At 41.3% G+C, this 19,214-nt stretch carries 20 protein-coding genes; 13 read left to right on the top strand and 7 right to left on the bottom strand.

Going from position 1 to position 19,214, the window contains the following annotated elements:
- Positions 1-65 precede the first annotated feature (65 nt).
- On the top strand, positions 66-557 hold the full coding sequence (locus tag BUA53_RS11925) for a YcxB family protein (RefSeq protein WP_245793104.1): 492 nt from the start codon (positions 66-68) through the stop codon (positions 555-557).
- A 382-nt stretch (positions 558-939) separates the two neighbouring features.
- Here BUA53_RS11925 and BUA53_RS11920 read toward each other — a convergent pair whose 3' ends face one another.
- Positions 940-1,368 carry a GNAT family N-acetyltransferase gene (locus BUA53_RS11920; protein WP_072835590.1) on the bottom strand — a complete coding sequence of 143 codons (429 nt, stop codon included), beginning with the start codon at positions 1,366-1,368 and terminating at the stop codon, positions 940-942.
- A gap of 180 nt (positions 1,369-1,548) precedes the next feature.
- Here BUA53_RS11920 and BUA53_RS11915 point away from each other — a divergent pair, with 180 nt between their 5' ends.
- From BUA53_RS11915 to rnc, 3 genes are all read left to right on the top strand, one after another.
- On the top strand, positions 1,549-1,785 hold the full coding sequence (locus BUA53_RS11915) for an acyl carrier protein (RefSeq protein WP_072835589.1): 237 nt from the start codon (positions 1,549-1,551) through the stop codon (positions 1,783-1,785).
- Between the two features lie 99 nt (positions 1,786-1,884).
- Positions 1,885-3,138, top strand: coding sequence for a beta-ketoacyl-ACP synthase II (fabF, locus tag BUA53_RS11910; protein WP_072835647.1), 1,254 nt, complete (start codon positions 1,885-1,887; stop codon positions 3,136-3,138).
- Between the two features lie 46 nt (positions 3,139-3,184).
- The gene (gene rnc, locus BUA53_RS11905) at positions 3,185-3,922 is read left to right on the top strand and encodes a ribonuclease III (RefSeq protein ID WP_072835588.1); all 738 of its coding nucleotides are present in this window, start codon (positions 3,185-3,187) and stop codon (positions 3,920-3,922) included.
- A gap of 25 nt (positions 3,923-3,947) precedes the next feature.
- Here the strand turns inward: rnc and BUA53_RS11900 are convergent, their stop codons facing one another.
- Complete coding sequence (locus BUA53_RS11900) at positions 3,948-5,141, bottom strand: PQQ-dependent sugar dehydrogenase (protein ID WP_084080038.1); 1,194 nt, start codon at positions 5,139-5,141, stop codon at positions 3,948-3,950.
- A gap of 347 nt (positions 5,142-5,488) precedes the next feature.
- On the opposite strand from BUA53_RS11900, the gene BUA53_RS11895 reads away from it, so the two are divergent.
- Positions 5,489-6,451 (top strand): G8 domain-containing protein, encoded by a 963-nt coding sequence (locus tag BUA53_RS11895; protein WP_072835587.1) that lies wholly within the window; start codon positions 5,489-5,491, stop codon positions 6,449-6,451.
- A 29-nt stretch (positions 6,452-6,480) separates the two neighbouring features.
- Here the strand turns inward: BUA53_RS11895 and mce are convergent, their stop codons facing one another.
- Complete coding sequence (mce, locus tag BUA53_RS11890) at positions 6,481-6,891, bottom strand: methylmalonyl-CoA epimerase (RefSeq protein ID WP_072835586.1); 411 nt, start codon at positions 6,889-6,891, stop codon at positions 6,481-6,483.
- Between the two features lie 111 nt (positions 6,892-7,002).
- Here mce and BUA53_RS11885 point away from each other — a divergent pair, with 111 nt between their 5' ends.
- The 7 genes from BUA53_RS11885 (at position 7,003) to BUA53_RS11855 (ending at position 15,493) form a co-directional block, all read left to right on the top strand.
- Positions 7,003-8,187 (top strand): IscS subfamily cysteine desulfurase, encoded by a 1,185-nt coding sequence (locus tag BUA53_RS11885; protein ID WP_317041269.1) that lies wholly within the window; start codon positions 7,003-7,005, stop codon positions 8,185-8,187.
- 124 nt (positions 8,188-8,311) lie between these two features.
- A complete protein-coding gene (locus BUA53_RS11880; RefSeq protein ID WP_072835585.1) occupies positions 8,312-8,662 on the top strand; it encodes a HesB/IscA family protein in 351 nt (116 codons plus the stop codon).
- A 131-nt stretch (positions 8,663-8,793) separates the two neighbouring features.
- Positions 8,794-9,513, top strand: a complete 720-nt coding sequence (gene gldF / locus BUA53_RS11875) for a gliding motility-associated ABC transporter permease subunit GldF (RefSeq protein ID WP_072835644.1) — start codon at positions 8,794-8,796, stop codon at positions 9,511-9,513.
- The gene (gldG, locus tag BUA53_RS11870) at positions 9,510-11,204 is read left to right on the top strand and encodes a gliding motility-associated ABC transporter substrate-binding protein GldG (protein WP_175546067.1); all 1,695 of its coding nucleotides are present in this window, start codon (positions 9,510-9,512) and stop codon (positions 11,202-11,204) included. The genes gldF and gldG overlap by 4 nt, the downstream gene beginning before the upstream one ends.
- A gap of 54 nt (positions 11,205-11,258) precedes the next feature.
- Entirely contained in the window at positions 11,259-12,191 is a 933-nt protein-coding gene (locus BUA53_RS11865; protein ID WP_072835583.1) for a TerC/Alx family metal homeostasis membrane protein, read from the top strand.
- Between the two features lie 5 nt (positions 12,192-12,196).
- Entirely contained in the window at positions 12,197-14,647 is a 2,451-nt protein-coding gene (locus tag BUA53_RS11860; protein ID WP_245793103.1) for a bifunctional UDP-N-acetylmuramoyl-tripeptide:D-alanyl-D-alanine ligase/alanine racemase, read from the top strand.
- Positions 14,648-14,824: 177 nt separating this feature from the next.
- On the top strand, positions 14,825-15,493 hold the full coding sequence (locus BUA53_RS11855) for a lipoprotein signal peptidase (protein ID WP_217652990.1): 669 nt from the start codon (positions 14,825-14,827) through the stop codon (positions 15,491-15,493).
- A gap of 6 nt (positions 15,494-15,499) precedes the next feature.
- On the opposite strand, the gene BUA53_RS11850 is transcribed toward BUA53_RS11855, so the two are convergent.
- Both BUA53_RS11850 and fumC read right to left on the bottom strand, forming a co-directional pair.
- Complete coding sequence (locus BUA53_RS11850; RefSeq protein ID WP_072835581.1) at positions 15,500-15,697, bottom strand: hypothetical protein; 198 nt, start codon at positions 15,695-15,697, stop codon at positions 15,500-15,502.
- A gap of 154 nt (positions 15,698-15,851) precedes the next feature.
- The gene (gene fumC, locus BUA53_RS11845) at positions 15,852-17,258 is read right to left on the bottom strand and encodes a class II fumarate hydratase (RefSeq protein WP_072835580.1); all 1,407 of its coding nucleotides are present in this window, start codon (positions 17,256-17,258) and stop codon (positions 15,852-15,854) included.
- Between the two features lie 75 nt (positions 17,259-17,333).
- Between fumC and BUA53_RS11840 the strand changes: the two genes are divergently transcribed.
- A complete protein-coding gene (locus tag BUA53_RS11840) occupies positions 17,334-17,993 on the top strand; it encodes a C40 family peptidase (RefSeq protein WP_139256417.1) in 660 nt (219 codons plus the stop codon).
- Here the strand turns inward: BUA53_RS11840 and BUA53_RS11835 are convergent, their stop codons facing one another.
- Positions 17,994-18,767: an enoyl-CoA hydratase/isomerase family protein gene (locus tag BUA53_RS11835; RefSeq protein WP_072835579.1), complete on the bottom strand. Its 774-nt coding sequence runs from the start codon at positions 18,765-18,767 to the stop codon at positions 17,994-17,996.
- 9 nt (positions 18,768-18,776) lie between these two features.
- Positions 18,777-19,196 (bottom strand): cobalamin B12-binding domain-containing protein, encoded by a 420-nt coding sequence (locus tag BUA53_RS11830; RefSeq protein ID WP_072835641.1) that lies wholly within the window; start codon positions 19,194-19,196, stop codon positions 18,777-18,779.
- Positions 19,197-19,214 lie beyond the last annotated feature (18 nt).

Below are 19,214 nucleotides of genomic sequence, written 5' to 3'. Positions count from 1 at the left end.
ATCAAGGAAATTTTCTGCTATTTTACAGGTGGAGAACAAGAGTATTAATTTTATAGGCAGGATATATGGAAACAAGTTCAATGAAGGTTTCATTTACATACGACAAGAAACAGGTATTGCAGGCCCTGCGCTATCATTTCCTGAGCAGGAAAGAGATACGGTTAATGATCATCCTGGTCAACGTTTTTGCATTGGGATCAGCTTTTTTATTTTATTTTAAAAAGATACTTCCGCTTGCCTTCTTAGTTGGATCCTTTCTATGGTTTATATTGATGCTGAGCTTTTGGTTTTTCCTGCCAGGCATGGTTTACAGGCGTGCCACCACATTTAAGGATCATTTTATAATGACCTTCGACCCGGATTCTTTTTCAGTTGGCAATGAAAGAGGATCACGAAGCTATCCATGGAAAGCCGTTAGCAATTTCCTGGAAACACCTCATTTCTTCCATCTCTATTTTGACAGCCGTTCTTTTTTCCTGGTGCCCAAGGATAGTTTTTCCAATTCTGATGAAATATACCAGATGCGGCATATGCTGAAGGAGAAGATAAAGAACTAGGATTTGCAGGATTAAATAGGTTTATTGAGGAGGTGGGAATATCGAACAATAGAACAAGGAATATAGAATGTCGAAGTGTTTTGGATGAATAGGCATTTGATAGCAGTCCTTTCTTAGGTTGAAGGAAGAAAATTTTCAATAATCAATTTTCAATGCTCAATGTTCAAGGCAGAGAAGGAGAGAACTGCAGAATATCGAACAAGTAATGGCGAATGACTTAGCATGCCCTAGATACTCATGGCGGTTATTGTGGAATTATAGATAGGGAAGGTTTGTATTGGTGATTGTTGCTCCTTTAGGTGCTGTAATCCCTCCTTGACAACTTGTCAACCCGTTAACCTGTTTACTCTTTTGACTTTTTATTTGATTTTTTACTTATCCCTTACAATTCTTTTTCCATCACATAATGCGGTATTGTGATTTCTTCAAACTCAGTACCGGTTTTTTTGTAGCCCATTTTTTCGTAGAAGCCCAGTGCATTCTTGCGGGCATGCATAGTGATTCTTTTATAACCCCTATCCCTGGCCAGGTTTTCGGCAAACTGCATCAGGGCTTTACCAATACCTTTACCCTGCAGGTCGTTCAAAACGGCCATCTGGCGTAGCCTGACAGTATCTGGTTCTTCTTCCACCAGCATACAGCATCCCAGCATTTGGTCGTCTTCGTAGGCCCCCATTAATAAATTATTCTTTTCAGAATCCAGTTCTTCTTGAGTAAAACCCAGTCCAAGCGGTTTGCGCAAAATGGTATCACGCAGCTTGATCATCTGCTCATATTCCTTCGTACCATGATCTATAATCTTTAATGCCATTAGGAGTTGGGGTTGAATGGTTTCAATTTACAAATATTGGTGCAGATGGCAAGATGCCAATTTTATATGGTATTTGGAGAAAAAAAGAAAAGTTTTTGTATTTGGGTATAAAGAATGATCAAAACGATAGATAAACCAAAAACTTATATTTTTGCACCACTATAACCAAACTTTTACAAAATGTCAGACATTGCAGCAAGAGTAAAAAAGATCATCGTAGACAAATTAGGAGTTGATGAAGCGGAGGTTACCAACGAAGCTTCTTTCACAAACGATTTGGGAGCTGATTCTTTAGACACGGTAGAATTGATCATGGAGTTTGAAAAAGAATTCAATATTTCAATTCCGGATGAGCAGGCTGAAACCATCACCACTGTAGGCCAGGCTGTATCTTACCTTGAAGAGCACGCAAAGTAATTGTTGTTCCTTATGGAGCACTATAAAAAATCCGCCTTCAGGCTGTTTAGGCAGCGAAGGCGGTTTTATCTTACATAAAATATTATTGTGGGTCGTCATATTGAGCTAAAACGAGTGGTTGTAACGGGCATGGGGGCCATTACGCCTTTGGGAAATTCGATAACAGAGTATTGGAATAATTTACGCAATGGAGTAAGTGGTTGTGACTTTATTACCAATTTCGATGCATCAAAATTCAAAACCCGGTTTGCCTGCGAGATAAAGAATTTTGACGCCACTAATTTTTTAGATAGAAAAGAAGCCCGTAAGCTTGACCGCTTTACCCAAACTGCGGTTGTTGCCAGTGACCAGGCCGTCAAGGATGCTGGTATTGACCGGGACAATGTGGATGTGGACCGAGTAGGCGTAATATTCGCCAGTGGTATTGGCGGTTTGATCACCTTCCAGGAAGAAGTGACCAATTTTGCCAATGGCGATGGTACTCCACGCTTCAATCCTTTCTTTATTCCCAAGATGATCCTGGATATTGCAGCAGGACATATTTCCATGAGGCATGGCTTCAGGGGACCCAACTTTGCTGTAGTAAGTGCCTGCGCCTCTTCTACGAACGCTATGATGGAAGCTTTTAACCTCATCCGAATGGGGAAGGCAGATGTTATTGTAACGGGTGGTGCAGAAAGCGTGGTAAGCGAAGCAGGTGTGGGTGGTTTTAATGCCATGAAGGCCCTGAGTGAGCGTAATGACGATCCTAAAACTGCTTCCAGGCCTTATGATAAGGACAGGGATGGCTTTGTGATGGGTGAAGCTGCAGGTGTCCTGATCTTTGAAGAACTGGAGCATGCTATTAAAAGAGGCGCCAAGATCTATTGCGAAATAGCTGGCTGCGGTGCCACTGCTGATGCACATCACATCACTGCACCCCATCCGGAAGGACTGGGCGCTAAAAATGTGATGATACAGGCCCTGGCAGATGCTGAAATGCAACCCTCCGATATTGATTACATTAACACGCATGGTACCTCTACGCCATTAGGTGATATTGCTGAAGTGAAAGCCATCATAGATGTCTTTGGTGAACATGCTTTTGACCTCAATATCAGCTCCACCAAATCCATGACAGGGCATTGCCTGGGTGCGGCTGGTGTCATTGAAGGTATTGCCTGTATCATGGCTGTGCAGAACGACATTGTTCCACCTACCATCAATCATTTTACAGACGATCCTGAACTGGACTCAAGGTTGAACTTTACATTCTGGGAAGCTCAGAAAAGAGAAGTTAATGCGGCCCTGAGTAACACCTTTGGATTTGGAGGACATAATGCCTGCACCATATTTAAAAAATATTCAGCCTAAGGGATAGTCTTTTTTTCTGCACATAAAAAGTTGTAGTTTACAGTTTGTGGATTTTTGGAAAGCATTCTATAAAAATCATACTGATCCTTCTTTCAAAAAACAATTGAAAGGTGTTTTGGGCTACTCGCCCGGAAATGCTGCTTTGTATAAAACTGCCTTAACCCACCGCTCCGTAAAAGAAACACTTGACGAGAACAATGAACGTCTTGAATACCTTGGTGATGCCATTTTAAGCGCCCTTGTTGCTGATTATCTTTTCAAACGATATCCTTATAAGGAAGAAGGCTTTCTCACCGAGATGAGAAGCAAAATGGTGAACCGCCAGCAATTGAATGATATTGCTGTGAAAATGGGACTTAAAAAAGTAACGGTATATAATAAGGCGGATGCTTCACTGAAGACCAGCCAGATCTTTGGCAATACACTGGAAGCCCTGGTAGGCGCTGTGTACCTGGACAAAGGATATAAGAAAACAAGTAAATGGGTGAGTGAGCGCATCATCATCCCGCATATGTTTGTGGAGGACCTGGAGAACCTGGAGATCAACCACAAGAACAAACTCTATGGCTGGGCCAACAAAAATGGCAAGCAACTGGAATTTGAGACCCTCAACGAAAAGCTGGAAAACGGCCGCCGGTTATTTACCATAGGCGCCGTGATCAATGGAAAAGTAATTGCCCAGGGCAAGGCCTTCAATAAAAAAGATGCTTCCCAGATAGCTGCACAACTGGCAGTGGAAAAGCTGGGCATAGTCAACTCAGATTCCACTGTGGCAGAAGATTAAATTCTTTACACCTTTTCCCTAATTATTATTTTGAATAGCTGATGCGGTAGATGGCTCCCTTGCTATCATCGCTCACCAGCAGGGCACCATCAGCGGCTACTTCCACATCTACTGGACGTCCTATAACGGAGTCGCCTGGTTGTAACCAGCCAGAAGCAAATGGTGTACTTTGAACCACTTTGTTATTTTCCAGCTTTACCATAACAACCTGGTAGCCTATTTTCTGCGACCGGTTCCAGCTTCCATGTTCAGCAATGAACATCTGGTTCTTATATTCAGCAGGGAACATATTTCCTGTATAGAATCTTAAGCCTAAAGATGCCACGTGAGGCCCAAGTTTTAAAGCGGGGGGTGTATAATCAGCACAATTCTTGCCTTGCCCGAATTTAGGGTCAGGAATATCGCCCTGGTGGCAATAAGGAAATCCGAAATGCATTCCTTTTTGAGGGGCTGTATTGAGTTCATCGCTGGGTACATTATCACCTAATTCATCACGTCCATTATCGGTGAACCATAACTGGCCTGTTTGGGGATGCCAGGCTAAGCCGACGCTGTTGCGGATGCCTTTAGCGAATACTTCCAGGCCGGTGCCATCATCGTTGATCCTGGTAATACATGCATGAATGGAATCGGGTTCACAAACATTGCACGGGGCACCCACGGGTACGTATAATTTGCCATCAGGGCCAAAGGCAATGAACTTCCAACCATGCCAACCTTCTGTAGGATACTTATCATAAATAACCTTGTAGGAAGGAGGATTATCAAGATGGTTTTCAATATCATCATATCGCAGGATGCGATTGATCTCTGCGACGTATAAATTGCCGTTTTTGAAGGCAACCCCACAAGGTGTGTTCAATCCGGAAGCAATGGTATATACCTTTTCAGCTACGCCGTTTTTATCGTTGTCCACTGCGGCAAAGACCTTACCGCCACCCATATTGCCCACAAATAAAGTTCCTTTGGCACCCCAGCACATGCTGCGAGCATTGGGCACTTCCGCAAATACATTGATCTTAAAGCCTGGTTGCAGCTTGATCTTATCAAGACTGTATTTAGCAAATAAGCTGTCAGGAGAAGTGATGGCTGCCTGTGTTGTATCAGCAGTCTTTATTGAAGTAGAGGCTTCTTTTTCTTTACATGAAAACAGGAAAAGAAATAAAGTACTTGCCAGGCAAGCCTTTAAAAAAAGACGTGAATTCAAAACTATAGACATGTTGGTAAAGGATTGAAGGACTGAAATTAGTAAGATTCTTATTTATACAAGCCGGGAATCTTAAATGAGATCCTTTGGTATTATATATAAACAGCGTGGAAAACAAGTGAATACGAGGGATTTTCTTAACTGAATTAATGAAAACTACTAAGGGGTTTATAGTTTATTACCTATAGGTGTTGTTCTGTATATGTGGTTTTTACTGAAGAATATTCGTACTACTACTTGCATTTTAAAAAAATGCTGATTAGTTTTGCTCCCGCTACTGAAAATAACTAAGTGGTATTACTTATGAATCCTTAGTCTTTTCATTTAGCAACCCTAAAGGAACTAACTAATCCGTAACAATGAGAAACTTATACACACTGCTCGTATTCAGCCTTTTTTGTGCCTCCTCTTTTGCAACTCCTGTTATTAAAGCTAAAGCAAATGCTAACTGGAACCTTTCCAGTAGCTGGGACTTGAACCGTTTGCCTAAATCCGGAGATACGATCAATATACCAAAAGGCATAACTGTTATTATCAATGATGATGAAGTGATTAGCGGCACAGTTTATATCAAGGTAGAAGGTGTACTTAACTTTGAAGGAAATAATTCAACCCTTAAGATGGCGGCGGGTACAATAGAGGTCGCAGGTGGTTTCATTAATGGTGGTGGTTCGGCCTCCCAAAAAATATTCATTGGAAATTCTATTGTGTTCAAGGGCAATGAGCCTTCTATATCAGGATTCCAGGTCGCCAGTGCTGCAGCGCCTTACTTTTCCTGGGTAAATGCAACACCCCTTCCTGTTACTAACCTGTCTTTTAATGTTACTTATAAGTCAGGGAATGTGCTGGTGCAATGGTCAACAGCTACTGAAATAAATTCAGATCATTTTGAGATAGAACGCAGCTTCGATGGAAACGCATGGGCATCTATTGCTCAAATGAAGGCTGCAGGTACTTCCCAGTCAGTAAACAATTATTCTTACACTGATAGAGCTGTTGGTTCAAGGGTAGTGTATTACAGGATAAAAGAAGTAGATCGCGATGGTCGTTTTGCCTTTACATCTATACAGTCCATAAAAGGCAGGGATACTGAAATGATCAGGGTTGCCTCCATGTCAAACAATATTGTACTGCAATTTCCCGGAGGAATCAATAATGCTGTATCTGTGCGTATTGTATCACTTTCGGGGCAAATATTAAAAGAGAAAACCATCAATCAGCCTCAAGGCCAGGTATTAGTGTCAACCTCTATAAAAGGCAATTATATAGTTTCCATTTCTAACGGGCAAGATATCAATATAGCTAAACAAGTGGTTTTATAAAGAGCTCTGAACGGAATGTGATCCCTATATTATAAAGGATCCTTTATTTCCTGGCACAGTTCAATTAAAACACCATTGGCAGTTTTAGGATGAATGAAGCAAACCAGTTTATTATCCGCGCCACGTTTAGGGGTTTGATTCAATAATATAAACCCGGCCTTCTCAAGCCTCTCCATCTCCTGGTTAATATCTGTCACCTCAAAGGCGATATGGTGGATGCCTTCTCCTTTTTTATCAATAAATTTTTTGATGACCCCGTCCTCTGTTTCAGATTCCAGTAATTCGATCTTCGTGTCTCCCTGCCTGAAAAAGGCCGTGATCACTTTTTCGGAGGCAACATTTTCTTTTTTGTAGCATTCAGTGTTCAGCAGGCTTTCAAATAATGGGATGGAACCGGAGAGTGATTGTACAGCAATTCCTATATGTTCAACTTTCAACATGATACTTTGCAGGATTTTATTGTTAAGTAAGCAAGGCTTTTTAAAAGTATATATTTAAGTTGATTATGGTTAAACAGGAGATGCGGTAAATTTGTAAAGAGAGAATAACTTATGCTGGAATTGCCCATATACCTTGACCATAATGCAACTACACCCTGTGATCCACGGGTGGTGGAAGCCATGTTGCCTTATTTTTCAGAACATTTTGGCAATGCCGCAAGCCGTCACCATGCATTTGGCTGGCGGGCAGAAGCAGCGGTGGACTATGCCAGGGAGCAAGTGGCAAATTTGATAGGGGCAGAACCAAAGGAGATTGTATTTACCTCTGGAGCCACGGAGGCAGATAACCTGGCAATTAAAGGAGCCTGCGAAATGTATGCTTCAAAAGGTAACCATATCATTACATGCGCTATTGAACATAAAGCGGTACTCGATACCTGTAAGCACCTGGAAAAGCTTGGCATTGAGGTAAGTTATTTGCCCGTGCTTCCTAACGGGTCCATAGACCTAAAGGACCTGGAAGCTGCTATAAGGCCAGGTACCATACTTATATCTATTATGTATGCCAATAATGAAATTGGTACAATAATGCCTGTAAAAGCCATCAGCGAACTGGCAAGAAAGCACGGTATATTATTTTTTACGGATGCCACGCAAGCCGTAGGAAAAATACCTGTTGATGTCAATAAGGATCAAATAGACCTGTTGGCTTTAACTGCTCATAAAATGTATGGTCCAAAGGGTGTAGGGGCTTTGTATGTAAGGAGGAGGGACCCAAGAGTTCGGCTGGCGTGTCAAATGGATGGTGGTGGGCATGAGCGGGGTATGCGAAGCGGAACACTGAATGTGCCCGGCATTGTAGGTCTCGGCAAGGCGGCTGAACTAGCGCAGTTGGAAATGCTGGAAGAAAGTAATCGACTCAGGAAAATGAGAGACCTTTTAGAACATGAATTGCTGCTACTGGATCAAACTTTTGTAAATGGGGATACTGAAAACAGGTTACCTCATATGACGAATATTTCATTTCAGCATGTGGAAGGAGAAGCCCTTTTGATGGGAATCAATAAGGAAATTGCTATTTCTTCCGGATCTGCCTGTACTTCTGCTTCTATTGAACCATCTTATGTATTAAAGGCTTTGGGATTAAGTGATGAACTGGCCCATAGTTCCTTAAGATTTGGGCTTGGAAGGAATACCACCGAAGAGGAAATCGCATACACGATAGAAAAAGTTTCCGGAGTAGTCAATAACCTTCGTGAAATGAGCCCGCTATGGGAAAACAGGAATTCCAGATAATAAAATCGGCTAATTACCTGGAATTAGTAATATAATACAGGTAAGAGCTACTGTTACGTTAAAAAATAGAGAAATAGGTTTAATTGTTGCAGCGTTTTCTAATTTTACATACTGAATACGAATTATGGTAAACACGGATAATGCAATATTTATAAGTGAAAAGGCTAAGGAAAGAATAGCACAGATCATGAAAGAAGAAGGTTATGATAAAGACCCTTCCTATTTCATCAGGGTGAGCGTGGTAGGTGGTGGTTGTTCTGGACTAAGCTATAAGCTTGATTTTGATAATGTATCAAAGCCTATGGACCAGGTGTTTGATAATGAAGGTGTGAAAGTGGTGACTGACCTGAAAAGTTTTTTATACCTGGTAAATACAACGCTTGAATTTTCAGAAGGATTAAATGGCAAAGGATTTTACTTTAATAATCCAAATGCCACCAGGACCTGTGGTTGTGGGGAAAGCTTTGCTGTCTAGTATGTACTTTGTATTCCTGTTATTAAAAAAATTATAAGCTCCTCCCGGGAGCTTTTTTTATACCTCCTAATTTACGGTAGAGTTAAGGCAGAATGCTTATTTTGCATTTTACATTTTTCATTTTCATTTACATGTGGCCAATTTGTAAAAAGGAATTACGACAGTTTTTTAGTAGCCTGACCGGCTATATTGCCATCATAGTTTTTTTGCTGGTGAACGGACTGGTGCTATTTGTTTTTAGAAATAACATATTTGAAAGTGGGTATGCAACGCTGGACGATTTCTTTTCTTTTGCGCCGTGGATACTCCTTTTTTTGGTGGCCGCCATTACCATGCGCAGCTTTTCGGAAGAATTTAAGGGGGGTACTTTTGAGATTCTGCAAACACGTCCATTAAGCCAATGGCAAATTGTTTCCGGGAAGTTCCTGGGAAGCCTGGTAGTAGCAGTGATAGCACTTATTCCAACGCTGGTGTATTATTTTACCATCAATCACCTTGCCTCTTCTACAGGCATTGATTCGGGTGCGGCGGCAGGATCTTACATTGGGCTTTTATTGCTTACAGCTGTTTTTACTTCAATCGGTATTTGCGTGAGCAGTTTTACTACCAACTCTGTGGTGTCATTCATTATAACCCTGGTAGCCTGCATTTTACTATACTTTGGGTTTGATGCCATCAGTCAACTGCCAATGTTTAGTGGAAGTGCCGGATATTATATCAGCCTGGTAGGGATCAACAGCCACTATCAAAGCATCAGCAGGGGTGTGATAGATACCAGAGACATAGTTTATTTTGCCAGCCTGGTCATATTCTTTTTATTGGTTACAAGACAAAACTTACAAAAGCGGTGAGAAATAACAGACATATAGCCTGGTGGATAGGACTGGTGTTAAGTGTAGTGGTCATCAACATTATAGCAGCTTTTGCACATTTTCGTGTTGACCTGACGGAAGATAAAAGGTATTCGGTAACACCTACTACAAAGGAACTTCTTCGCGGATTGGAGAAGCCACTCACTGTGGATGTTTTTTTAAAGGGTGATTTTCCGGCTGAATTCCGAAGATTAAGCACTTCCACCAATGAGTTTTTAAGTGTACTTAGGGATAACAGCGGCTCCAAACTTCAATATCATTTTATATCTCCTGAAACTGAAGCAGGGACGGGGAAAAGCTGGGGAGATTCCCTCCAGGCTATGGGCGCTGCACCAATAAATTTGAATGTACAGGTGAAATCGGGAGAAGAGAACAAGATCGTTTATCCGTATGCGTTATTGCACTATAATGGTGAAAGCGCTCTTGTAAACCTGTTTCAAAGCAGCAAAAGAAATATTTCTCCTGCAGAATTAAATAATGCAGAGGCCATGATGGAATACCAGTTTGTCAAAACAATTGACAAAATGATACACCCCGAAAAGCCATTTATTGCCTATGCTACAGGAAATGGTGAACCTGTTGATGCACGTACCTATGACCTGCAACAGGTGGTCAATAATGGGTATAAGCTTTTCACATTTGACCTCAAAAGCCAGGCATCTATTCCTGATACCATGAAGGCCTTAATGGTGGTAAAGCCCCAGGAATCTTTCACTGATGCGGAGAAACTGAAGATCGATCAATACATTATGAGGGGTGGAAAAGTGCTTTGGTTCATTGACGCGCTGCATGCAGAACAAGATAGCCTGAGCTTTAAATCTGAATTGATAGCCTACGACCGCAACCTGAACATACAGGATCTGCTGTTTAATTATGGGGTGCGCATCAATCCTGACCTGTTGATGGACCTGCAGTGCGATTTCATGCCTTTTGCTGTAGGAGGCAACGCTTCTAATCCTCAGTATGAATTCCTGCATTGGAATTACTATCCATTATTTGAATCACATAACAACCATATCATTAATAAGAACCTGGGGCTTGTGGCCGGCAGGTTTGTGAATACAATAGATACTATAGAAACAGCGGGTATAAGGAAAACCTTTTTATTACAGAGTTCTGCCAATTCACGTATCATGGCCACCCCGGTTTTGATAAGCCCCAATGAGAACCGAAATGCCCCAGAGGATGCCCAGTATAAGATGAAGGATGTTCCGGCTGCCGTACTGCTGGAAGGAAGATTTACCTCCTTTTACCGGGGCCGGGTAGGAAAGGTGCAAAGAGACAGCCTTGCTGCTTACGGTGGATTCAGGGATGCCAATGCTACCGAGAATAAAATGATCGTTGTAGCTGATGGTGATATTGTTTTGAATGATGTTTCTCCAAAACAGGGGCCTTTGCCAATGGGAATGAATCTTTATACCATGGGCTCACAGTATGAATACCAGTTTGCCAACCGCGATTTTTTATTGAATAGTCTTGAATACCTTACCAGTAAAAGCACCATTATTGCTACACGCAATAAAGAGATCGTTTTAAGATTGCTGGATAGTAAAAAAGTGGAAGCCGAAAAGACCAAATGGCAGCTTATCACTATAGTATTGCCCATTTTGCTGGTGATCATATTCGGATGGTTATACCAGCTTGTGCGTAAAAGGCGGTTCGCTTCATAGCAGGCTATATTTTGCCTTCATTATCTTTATCGGTTTAAAGGATATTAAAGAAGTATGACGACGGATCAGATAACTTACCTGGTGTTTGGAATTGTTTTATTGATCGCTGTGATTATTGACCTGGGGTTAGTTAGTAAGACTTCTACTGAGATCACTATCAAAAAAGCCTTGATTCAAACAGCTTTCTGGGTTTCGCTTGCATTTGCTTTCTTTGGCTTTTTGTGGTTCTATGAAAGAACCAATGTTGCCATTGAATACATAAGTGCTTACCTCATGGAATGGAGCCTTAGTATTGATAATATATTTGTTTTCATACTCATTTTCACATTCTTCAGGATTCGTAAAGACCATGTGGCAAGGGCGTTGATGATTGGTATAATGATGGCTATTGTTTTCAGGATCATTTTTATATCCATCGGGGTGGCGCTGGTAGAAAACTTTCACTGGATATTGTATTTATTCGGGGCTTTCCTTGTATATACAGGCATTAAAATATTTACTGTAAAACATGATGATGGATTTGACCCGGGCAATAACCCCGTATATAAATTCCTTAACAGGTTCTTTCCGATCATTCACCATGATGTCAGCGGCAAATTAACCGTAAGGAAAGATGGCAAAAGGTTTTATACCAATATGTTTGTCGTAGTGGTGTTATTGGCCACAACTGATATCGTATTTGCACTGGATAGTATTCCAGCTGTTTTTGCCATTTCGCAGAATAAACTGGTCATTTATACCAGTAATATTTTTGCTGTGTTAGGATTGCGATCCTTATTCTTTTTGTTGAAGGGGGCGGTCAATAAGTTCGACTATTTGCAACAGGGCATCGCGATAGTACTGATCTTTATTGGGGGAAAGATGCTTGCAGAATATTTTGGCATCAAGGTACCTGTTTATATTTCACTGATAGTAATCGTAGTTTGCCTGGTTGGTTCAGTTATTTATTCCATCCAGATGGATAATGACAGGGAAGAGAAAAAATAATTATCGTGTACACTGTTCAAGAACTTTGCAATGTCATCAACGGCACTTTCCTGCTGCAGGAAGGTGAAGCAAATATTGAGCACCTGGCTTTTGATACCAGGCGCCTGCAACAACCCGCTACTTCTTTGTTCTTTGCACTGAAGACTGAACACAATGACGGCCATAAATTCCTGGTTACAGCCTACAAAAAAGGAGTGCGAAACTTTATTGTTTCAACAGCGGTTGATACTATACAGTTCACTCATTCCAACATTCTGATCGTTGAAGATGTACTTGCAGCACTGCAGCAAATAGCAGCACACCACAGGAAACATTTTCATTACCCTGTCATCGGCATTACAGGTAGTAATGGCAAAACCATTGTCAAAGAATGGCTGTACCAATTGCTGCATGAAGAATATAATTTAGTCAGAAGCCCTAAAAGTTTTAATTCTCAAATAGGTGTTGCACTGAGTGTGTGGCTGATGAGGCATGATAATAACCTGGGATTGTTTGAGGCTGGTATTTCAAAGCCCGGGGAGATGGAGCAGCTTAAGGCAATGATCCAGCCTACCATTGGCCTTATCACCAATTTGGGTGAAGCACATGATGAGGGTTTTACCTCAAGAGATCAAAAATTATCAGAAAAGCTTAAGCTTTTTGAGGACGCGAAAATAGTATTTGGCCCTTTGGACTTGTTGAAAGGGAAATTGGATGACAGTTTATTATTCACCTGGGGATACCAGGAAGAGGCAGATCTTTTTATAAGTAGCATTCAGCGATTTGCAATAAGAACGGCTATTACAGCAAAGTACAAGGGTAAAGAAGTGAATATTGATATTCCTTTTACTGATGATGCTTCTATAGAAAATGCTATAAGCTGCCTGGGTGTATTGCTGCATTTGGGAATAGACGAGGCAGTCATTAAAAAGAGATTTGTTCATCTTCACCCCGTTGACATGCGTCTCCAGTTAATGCATGGCATCAACGAATGCCTGGTGGTCAACGATAGCTACAGTGCGGATACCGTATCCCTTAAAATAGCCCTGGACTTTATGCAACAGCAAAGCTCGGGATTGAGGCGTACAGCTATTCTGTCAGATTTTTTTGAAACGGGACGTTCAAAAGAAGATCTGTATGAGGTTATTGCCCGGCTGTTGCAGGAATATAAAGTAGAAAAACTGATCACGATAGGTAAGGAGATGGGTGAGCTGTTGCCAGCCTTTACCAGGAATATTGATATACGGTCTTTTGCTACTGTTGAGGATTTTCTCCTCGAATTCCGCTCTTCCTTATTTTATAAAGAGATCATATTAATTAAAGGGGCGCGGAAGTTTGGATTTGAGCGTATTGTACAGCTATTCGAAAAGAAAATGCATCAAACAGTACTGGAAATCAATTTGAATGCGCTGGCTCATAACCTTAAGGAATATAAACATATTATAAACCCTGGAACTAAAATAATGGCCATGGTTAAGGCCTTTGCTTATGGAAGTGGAGGAGCCGAAATAGCCAGTGTTCTACAGTATCATAATATTGATTATTTGGGGGTAGCATATGCTGATGAAGGGGTGGAGTTGATCAAAGCAGGTATCAATACACCGGTAATGGTGATGAATGCAGAGGAGTCTTCTTTTCAGTCTATTGTTGATTATAACCTGCAACCTGTTATTTTTTCCTTTGAGCTTCTGTCGAAATTCAAAGCCTACCTGGAGCAGCAGGCTATGATTGAATATCCTGTGCACATAGAAATTGAAACAGGTATGAACCGCCTGGGCTTTGCACTGACAGAACTGGAGGAACTTGGCAGTAAGCTGGCAGGGGACAATAGGTTTTATGTAGCCTCTGTTTTTAGTCACTTAGCTGCCAGCGAAGAACAGGAGCAGGATGCCTTTACATTTTTGCAGGCGCAAAGATTTGATGAGGCATGTACTATTCTGCAGCATCATATATCCTATTCATTCCTCCGGCATATTTCAAATTCTGCTGCCATTGTAAGGCATCCGGGTCTGCAAATGGATATGGTGCGACTTGGGATTGGGTTGTATGGAATTGAAACTGGTCATAAGGAAGTATTAAACCTGCAGGTAGTTGCCACTTTGCGTTCAACCATTGCCCAATTGAAAAAGGTAAAGGCCGGCGATTCCATTAGCTATAACAGGCGAGGAGTAGTCCATCGCGACTCTTTAATTGCTACCATAAGGGTGGGTTATGCAGATGGATATTCCAGGCAATTTGGAAATGGGAAAGGTAATATGCTGATTAGGGGGAAACTGGCACCTGTAATAGGAACAATATGTATGGATATGACCATGGTTGATGTTACCGATATTCCTGGTGTGAAAGAAGGAGATGAGGTGATCATATTCGGGCCAGGCCTGGATGTAGAAAAAGTGGCTTCCTGGGCCAATACAATCCCATATGAGATCATGACGGGAGTATCGCAAAGAGTGAAACGCATCTATTTTCATGAGTAATACCACCCCGGGAATTGAGTATGGCAGGTTTTATACATTTACTCAGCCGCTACCACAGATCTGAAACCCTATATTATAAAGATTCTTTAAACTCTCTCTTTGTCATGCGCTTACCAGGGCTATTCAGTTGGGTTTGAGCATTGGCCCCTTATCTTTGTTGCCTTTAAAAAAATAATTGTGAAGCTCCGTTCTTCTATACTTATAATCGCTGTAGTGATCATTATTGACCAGGTACTTAAGATCTGGATAAAGACCAACTATCCTTTAGGACCTGTTACCAATATCCTGGGCTTGCCCTGGGCTAAATTATATTTTATTGAAAATGAAGGCATGGCCTGGGGATGGAAGCTGGGAGGAGAGTGGGGTAAAATGTTGCTTACATTATTTCGTCTTGCTGCGGTAATATTTGGTTCCTGGTACCTGGGAAGGATCGTAAAGCAAAATTACTCCCGGGGTTTTATCATTTGCGCCTCACTGATATATGCAGGTGCATTGGGAAACTTAATTGATAGTCTTTTCTATGGGCTTATTTTTGAGGAAAGCACTTATTCACATATCGCAGCCATTTTTCCTGCTCATGGATACGGCAGCTTTCTCCATGGAAAAGTAGTGGATATGTTATACTTCCCTATGATTCATTCTACATTTCCGACTTGGATACCTTTTATTGGGGGGAATGAATTTGAATTCTTCAGCCCAATTTTCAATATTGCAGATGCATCCATTTCCATTGGAGTGATAGCATTATTGCTATTCCAAAAGCGCTTATTGAAGAAAGATCATACAGAAGAGCCTCACACGGTTACTACAAGTACCGGAATCAGTGACCAGGCCCAGGTGATGTAACAAGGTTTATTCGTAGTTACTAAACCAGTGAAGGTCCCAGTTCAACGGGTTATCCGTTATTTCCTTAATAGCATCGCGGATAGAAGTGTTGTGTTTTACCACAACAAGAAGAGCTTTTGTATTATCAACTACAATTGTTTCTTCTTTAGCTACTTTTAGAGGGTATCCACTAAAATAGAGTGATTCATTGGCAGAGTGTTTCATACTGGTTGGATTTAGGATAATGGATTTAGGTTACAAAGCCAGTGTTAAAATATAACTTCTGTTCTTTAATTGCAATAGGGTAAACACGATACTTATACAAGCAAAAAGGCCATTCCCTTAAGAATGGCCTTTTATGAATCAAGATTATATATGTTTAATTTTTAGGTAACTCACCCACCATTTTTGCCGGGATCACCCATTCGTCAAATTGCTCTGGAGTTACATATCCCAGTTTGACAGCCATTTCCTTTAATGTGGTTCCTTCCTTATGTGCTTTCTGTGCTATTTCCGCTGCTTTATAATAACCAATTTTAGTATTCAATGAAGTGACAAGCATCAATGAATTGTCTACGTGTTTTTTGATATTGGCCTCAATGGGTTCAATACCAACTGCGCATTTATCATTAAAGCTTACACATCCTTCACCAATAAGCCGGGCACTATGGAGGAAATTATAGATCATCATGGGCTTAAAAACATTCAATTCAAAATGGCCCATGGAACCACCGATATTGATACTGACATCATTGCCCATAACCTGTGCAGAAATCATGGTCATGGCTTCACACTGTGTAGGGTTGACTTTGCCGGGCATAATGGATGATCCTGGTTCATTGTCCGGAATGAATATCTCGCCAATACCACTGCGGGGTCCTGAAGATAGCATACGTATGTCATTAGCAATTTTCATCAGGCTTACTGCAACTGTCTTTAAGGCACCATGGGCTTCTACTATGGCATCATGTGCTGCCAGTGATTCAAACTTGTTCTTTGCTGTTATAAAAGGAAGGCCGGTTAATTGTGCAATGTGTTTAGCCACGTTTTCAGAATAACCTGGAGGCGTGTTGATGCCTGTTCCCACTGCAGTTCCACCCAAGGCTAATTCTGATAAATGCTCAAGTGTATTTTTAATGGCCTTAATGCCATGGTCCAATTGGGAAACATAACCACTGAATTCCTGGCCGAGGGTAAGAGGTGTGGCATCCATAAAATGGGTGCGTCCTATTTTAACCACACTCATGAAATCCTTGCTTTTTTGAGCAAGTGTATTTCTTAGTTTTTCCAATCCTGGAATTGTTGTTTCTACCAGCATCTTGTAAGCAGCGATGTGCATGGCAGTTGGGAACGTATCGTTGGAAGATTGAGATTTATTTACGTCATCGTTTGGATGTAATACCTTGTCTTTATCAGAAAGTTGTCCGCCATTCAGCACATGAGCACGGTAAGCTATTACTTCATTTACATTCATATTGCTTTGGGTGCCACTACCTGTTTGCCAAACCACTAATGGAAAAGCTTCATCCAGTTTTCCCTCAAGTATTTCATCACAAACCCTGGAGATAAGATCTAGTTTTTCTTTGGGTAACACGCCTGCATCGAAATTGGTCAATGCAGCCGCTTTTTTTAAATAAGCAAAAGCACGGATGATCTCTTTTGGCATTCTGTTAATGTCCTGTGCGATCTTAAAATTCTCAATACTCCGTTGGGTTTGAGCGCCAAATAAGGCATTTACAGGTACCTGCACTTCGCCCATTGTGTCTTTTTCTATACGATAGTCCATAAGCTTAAATTTTGCGGGGCAAAGATACGCAGCCTTAAAAAGCAAGGTTGGTTTTGTTTTTGATTGTTAAACCCTGTGAGATCTATTGTAATGATATTAATTGCCATTGCCGGAGGACTATATGCCTGCAATTGGGAACCTAAAACCAGCAATGAAGGCCTGGTGGAAACAATTTCCTCAGATTCGTTGCAGGCTAAAAGGGACAATGCGCAAAGATTGCCTGATAGTTTACTGAAGGATAACCTTACGGTGGACAGTTTCAGAAAGGACCAGACAAAAAATAACGATACGCTGGCTTTGATCCCTTCCAGGAATATCAATACAAAGAATGTTGACCCCAATAAGCTTGTAAACTTTGCCCAAAGCCTTGTAGGTACTCCTTATTTATATGGTTCTACCAATCCCAATAAAGGGTTTGACTGTTCCGGTTTCATTACTTATGTATTCAATCATTTTGGTATTCCTGTGCCCAGGTCTTCTATTGACTTTACTGGGGTGGGAAAGGAAATACTGGTAGCCAATGCCAGGAGAGGTGATATCATTTTATTTACAGGTACTAATCCCAAAGAAAGATTTGTAGGGCATATGGGTATAGTTGTTTCCAATTCAGATAGTTTACGTTTTATTCACTCCAGTTCCGGTAAAGCCAATGGTGTAACCATTACCCCACTAAATAAGTATTACCTGGGAAGGTTTGTGAAAACCATTCGTGTCTTCCCACAAAATGATAAGTAACTACTTCCCCTTGAAGTTGGCTTTTCGCTTTTCAAGGAAGGCAGTAGTACCCTCTTTCATATCTTCTGTGTCAAAGCATTGCCCAAATGATTCCAACTCTACCTGGTAACCATTCTCCTGTCCAAATACTGCATTAGCTGCAGTGATACACCTGCTGATAGCCAATGGTGCTTTTGAAGTGATGACACTGAGAATCTCTATAGCTTTAGGTAATAGTTGTTCCTGCTGTACCATGTGATTGACCAGGCCAAATTGCAAAGCAGTAGTAGCATCGATCATTCCGGCAGTCATTAACAACTCAAGCGCCCTTCCTTTTCCAATTAACTGGACCAGTCGCTGTGTGCCACCATAACCTGGGATTAAACCAAGGTTTACTTCCGGTTGACCAAACTTTGCATTTTCACTGGCAATCCTGATATGGCAGGCCATAGCCAGTTCGCATCCGCCCCCAAGAGCAAAACCATTTACTGCAGCAATGACTGGTTTCGTACAGCCCTCGATCCTGGAAAATATTTCCTGTCCCCTCCTGGCAAGTTCCATTCCCTGGCTGCCATGTAATCCTAAAAATTCAGTGATATCTGCTCCTGCCACGAATGCTTTTTGACCTGCCCCTGTAATAATTACTCCCCTGATTCCAGCATTGTTTTCCACCTCTTTGAGCATAGCATCCAGGTCAGTGAATACATCTTTATTTAAGGCATTTAGTTTATCAGGACGATTTATGGTAACAATGAATATTCCATTCTCAAGAGAGGTCAATAAGGTAGTATACATAGTGGCTTATTAAAATGATCGGTGCTCTTGCACCCAGTTATTAATATAGGAAGCTATTTCGTTTGTTGAAGTGCCAGGTGGAAATAAATTGCCTACACCTTTTTGCTGTAGTTGCTTCATATCTTCTTCCGGTATGATACCTCCGCCTGTGAGCAGTACATCATCCATTCCTTTCTCTTTCATCAGGTGGGCAACTTTGGGAAATACGGTCATATGGGCACCGGAGAGAATACTTATGCCTATGGCATCTACATCTTCCTGCAGTGCAGCGTTGACTACCATTTCCGGTGTTTGCCGCAGGCCTGTATAGATCACTTCCATTCCGGCATCTCTAAGCGCAGTAGCAATAACTTTCGCTCCCCTGTCATGTCCATCCAGTCCTACTTTGGCAACCAATACTCTTATTGGCCTTTTGATTTTTTTATCCATAACCTGAATCCAAAAATA

This window comes from Flavisolibacter ginsengisoli DSM 18119, assembly GCF_900129295.1.
Taxonomy (GTDB): Bacteria; Bacteroidota; Bacteroidia; order Chitinophagales; family Chitinophagaceae; genus Flavisolibacter; species Flavisolibacter ginsengisoli.
Note: the sequence above shows the minus strand (reverse complement) of the source record. Positions and strands in the feature narration are given on the sequence as shown.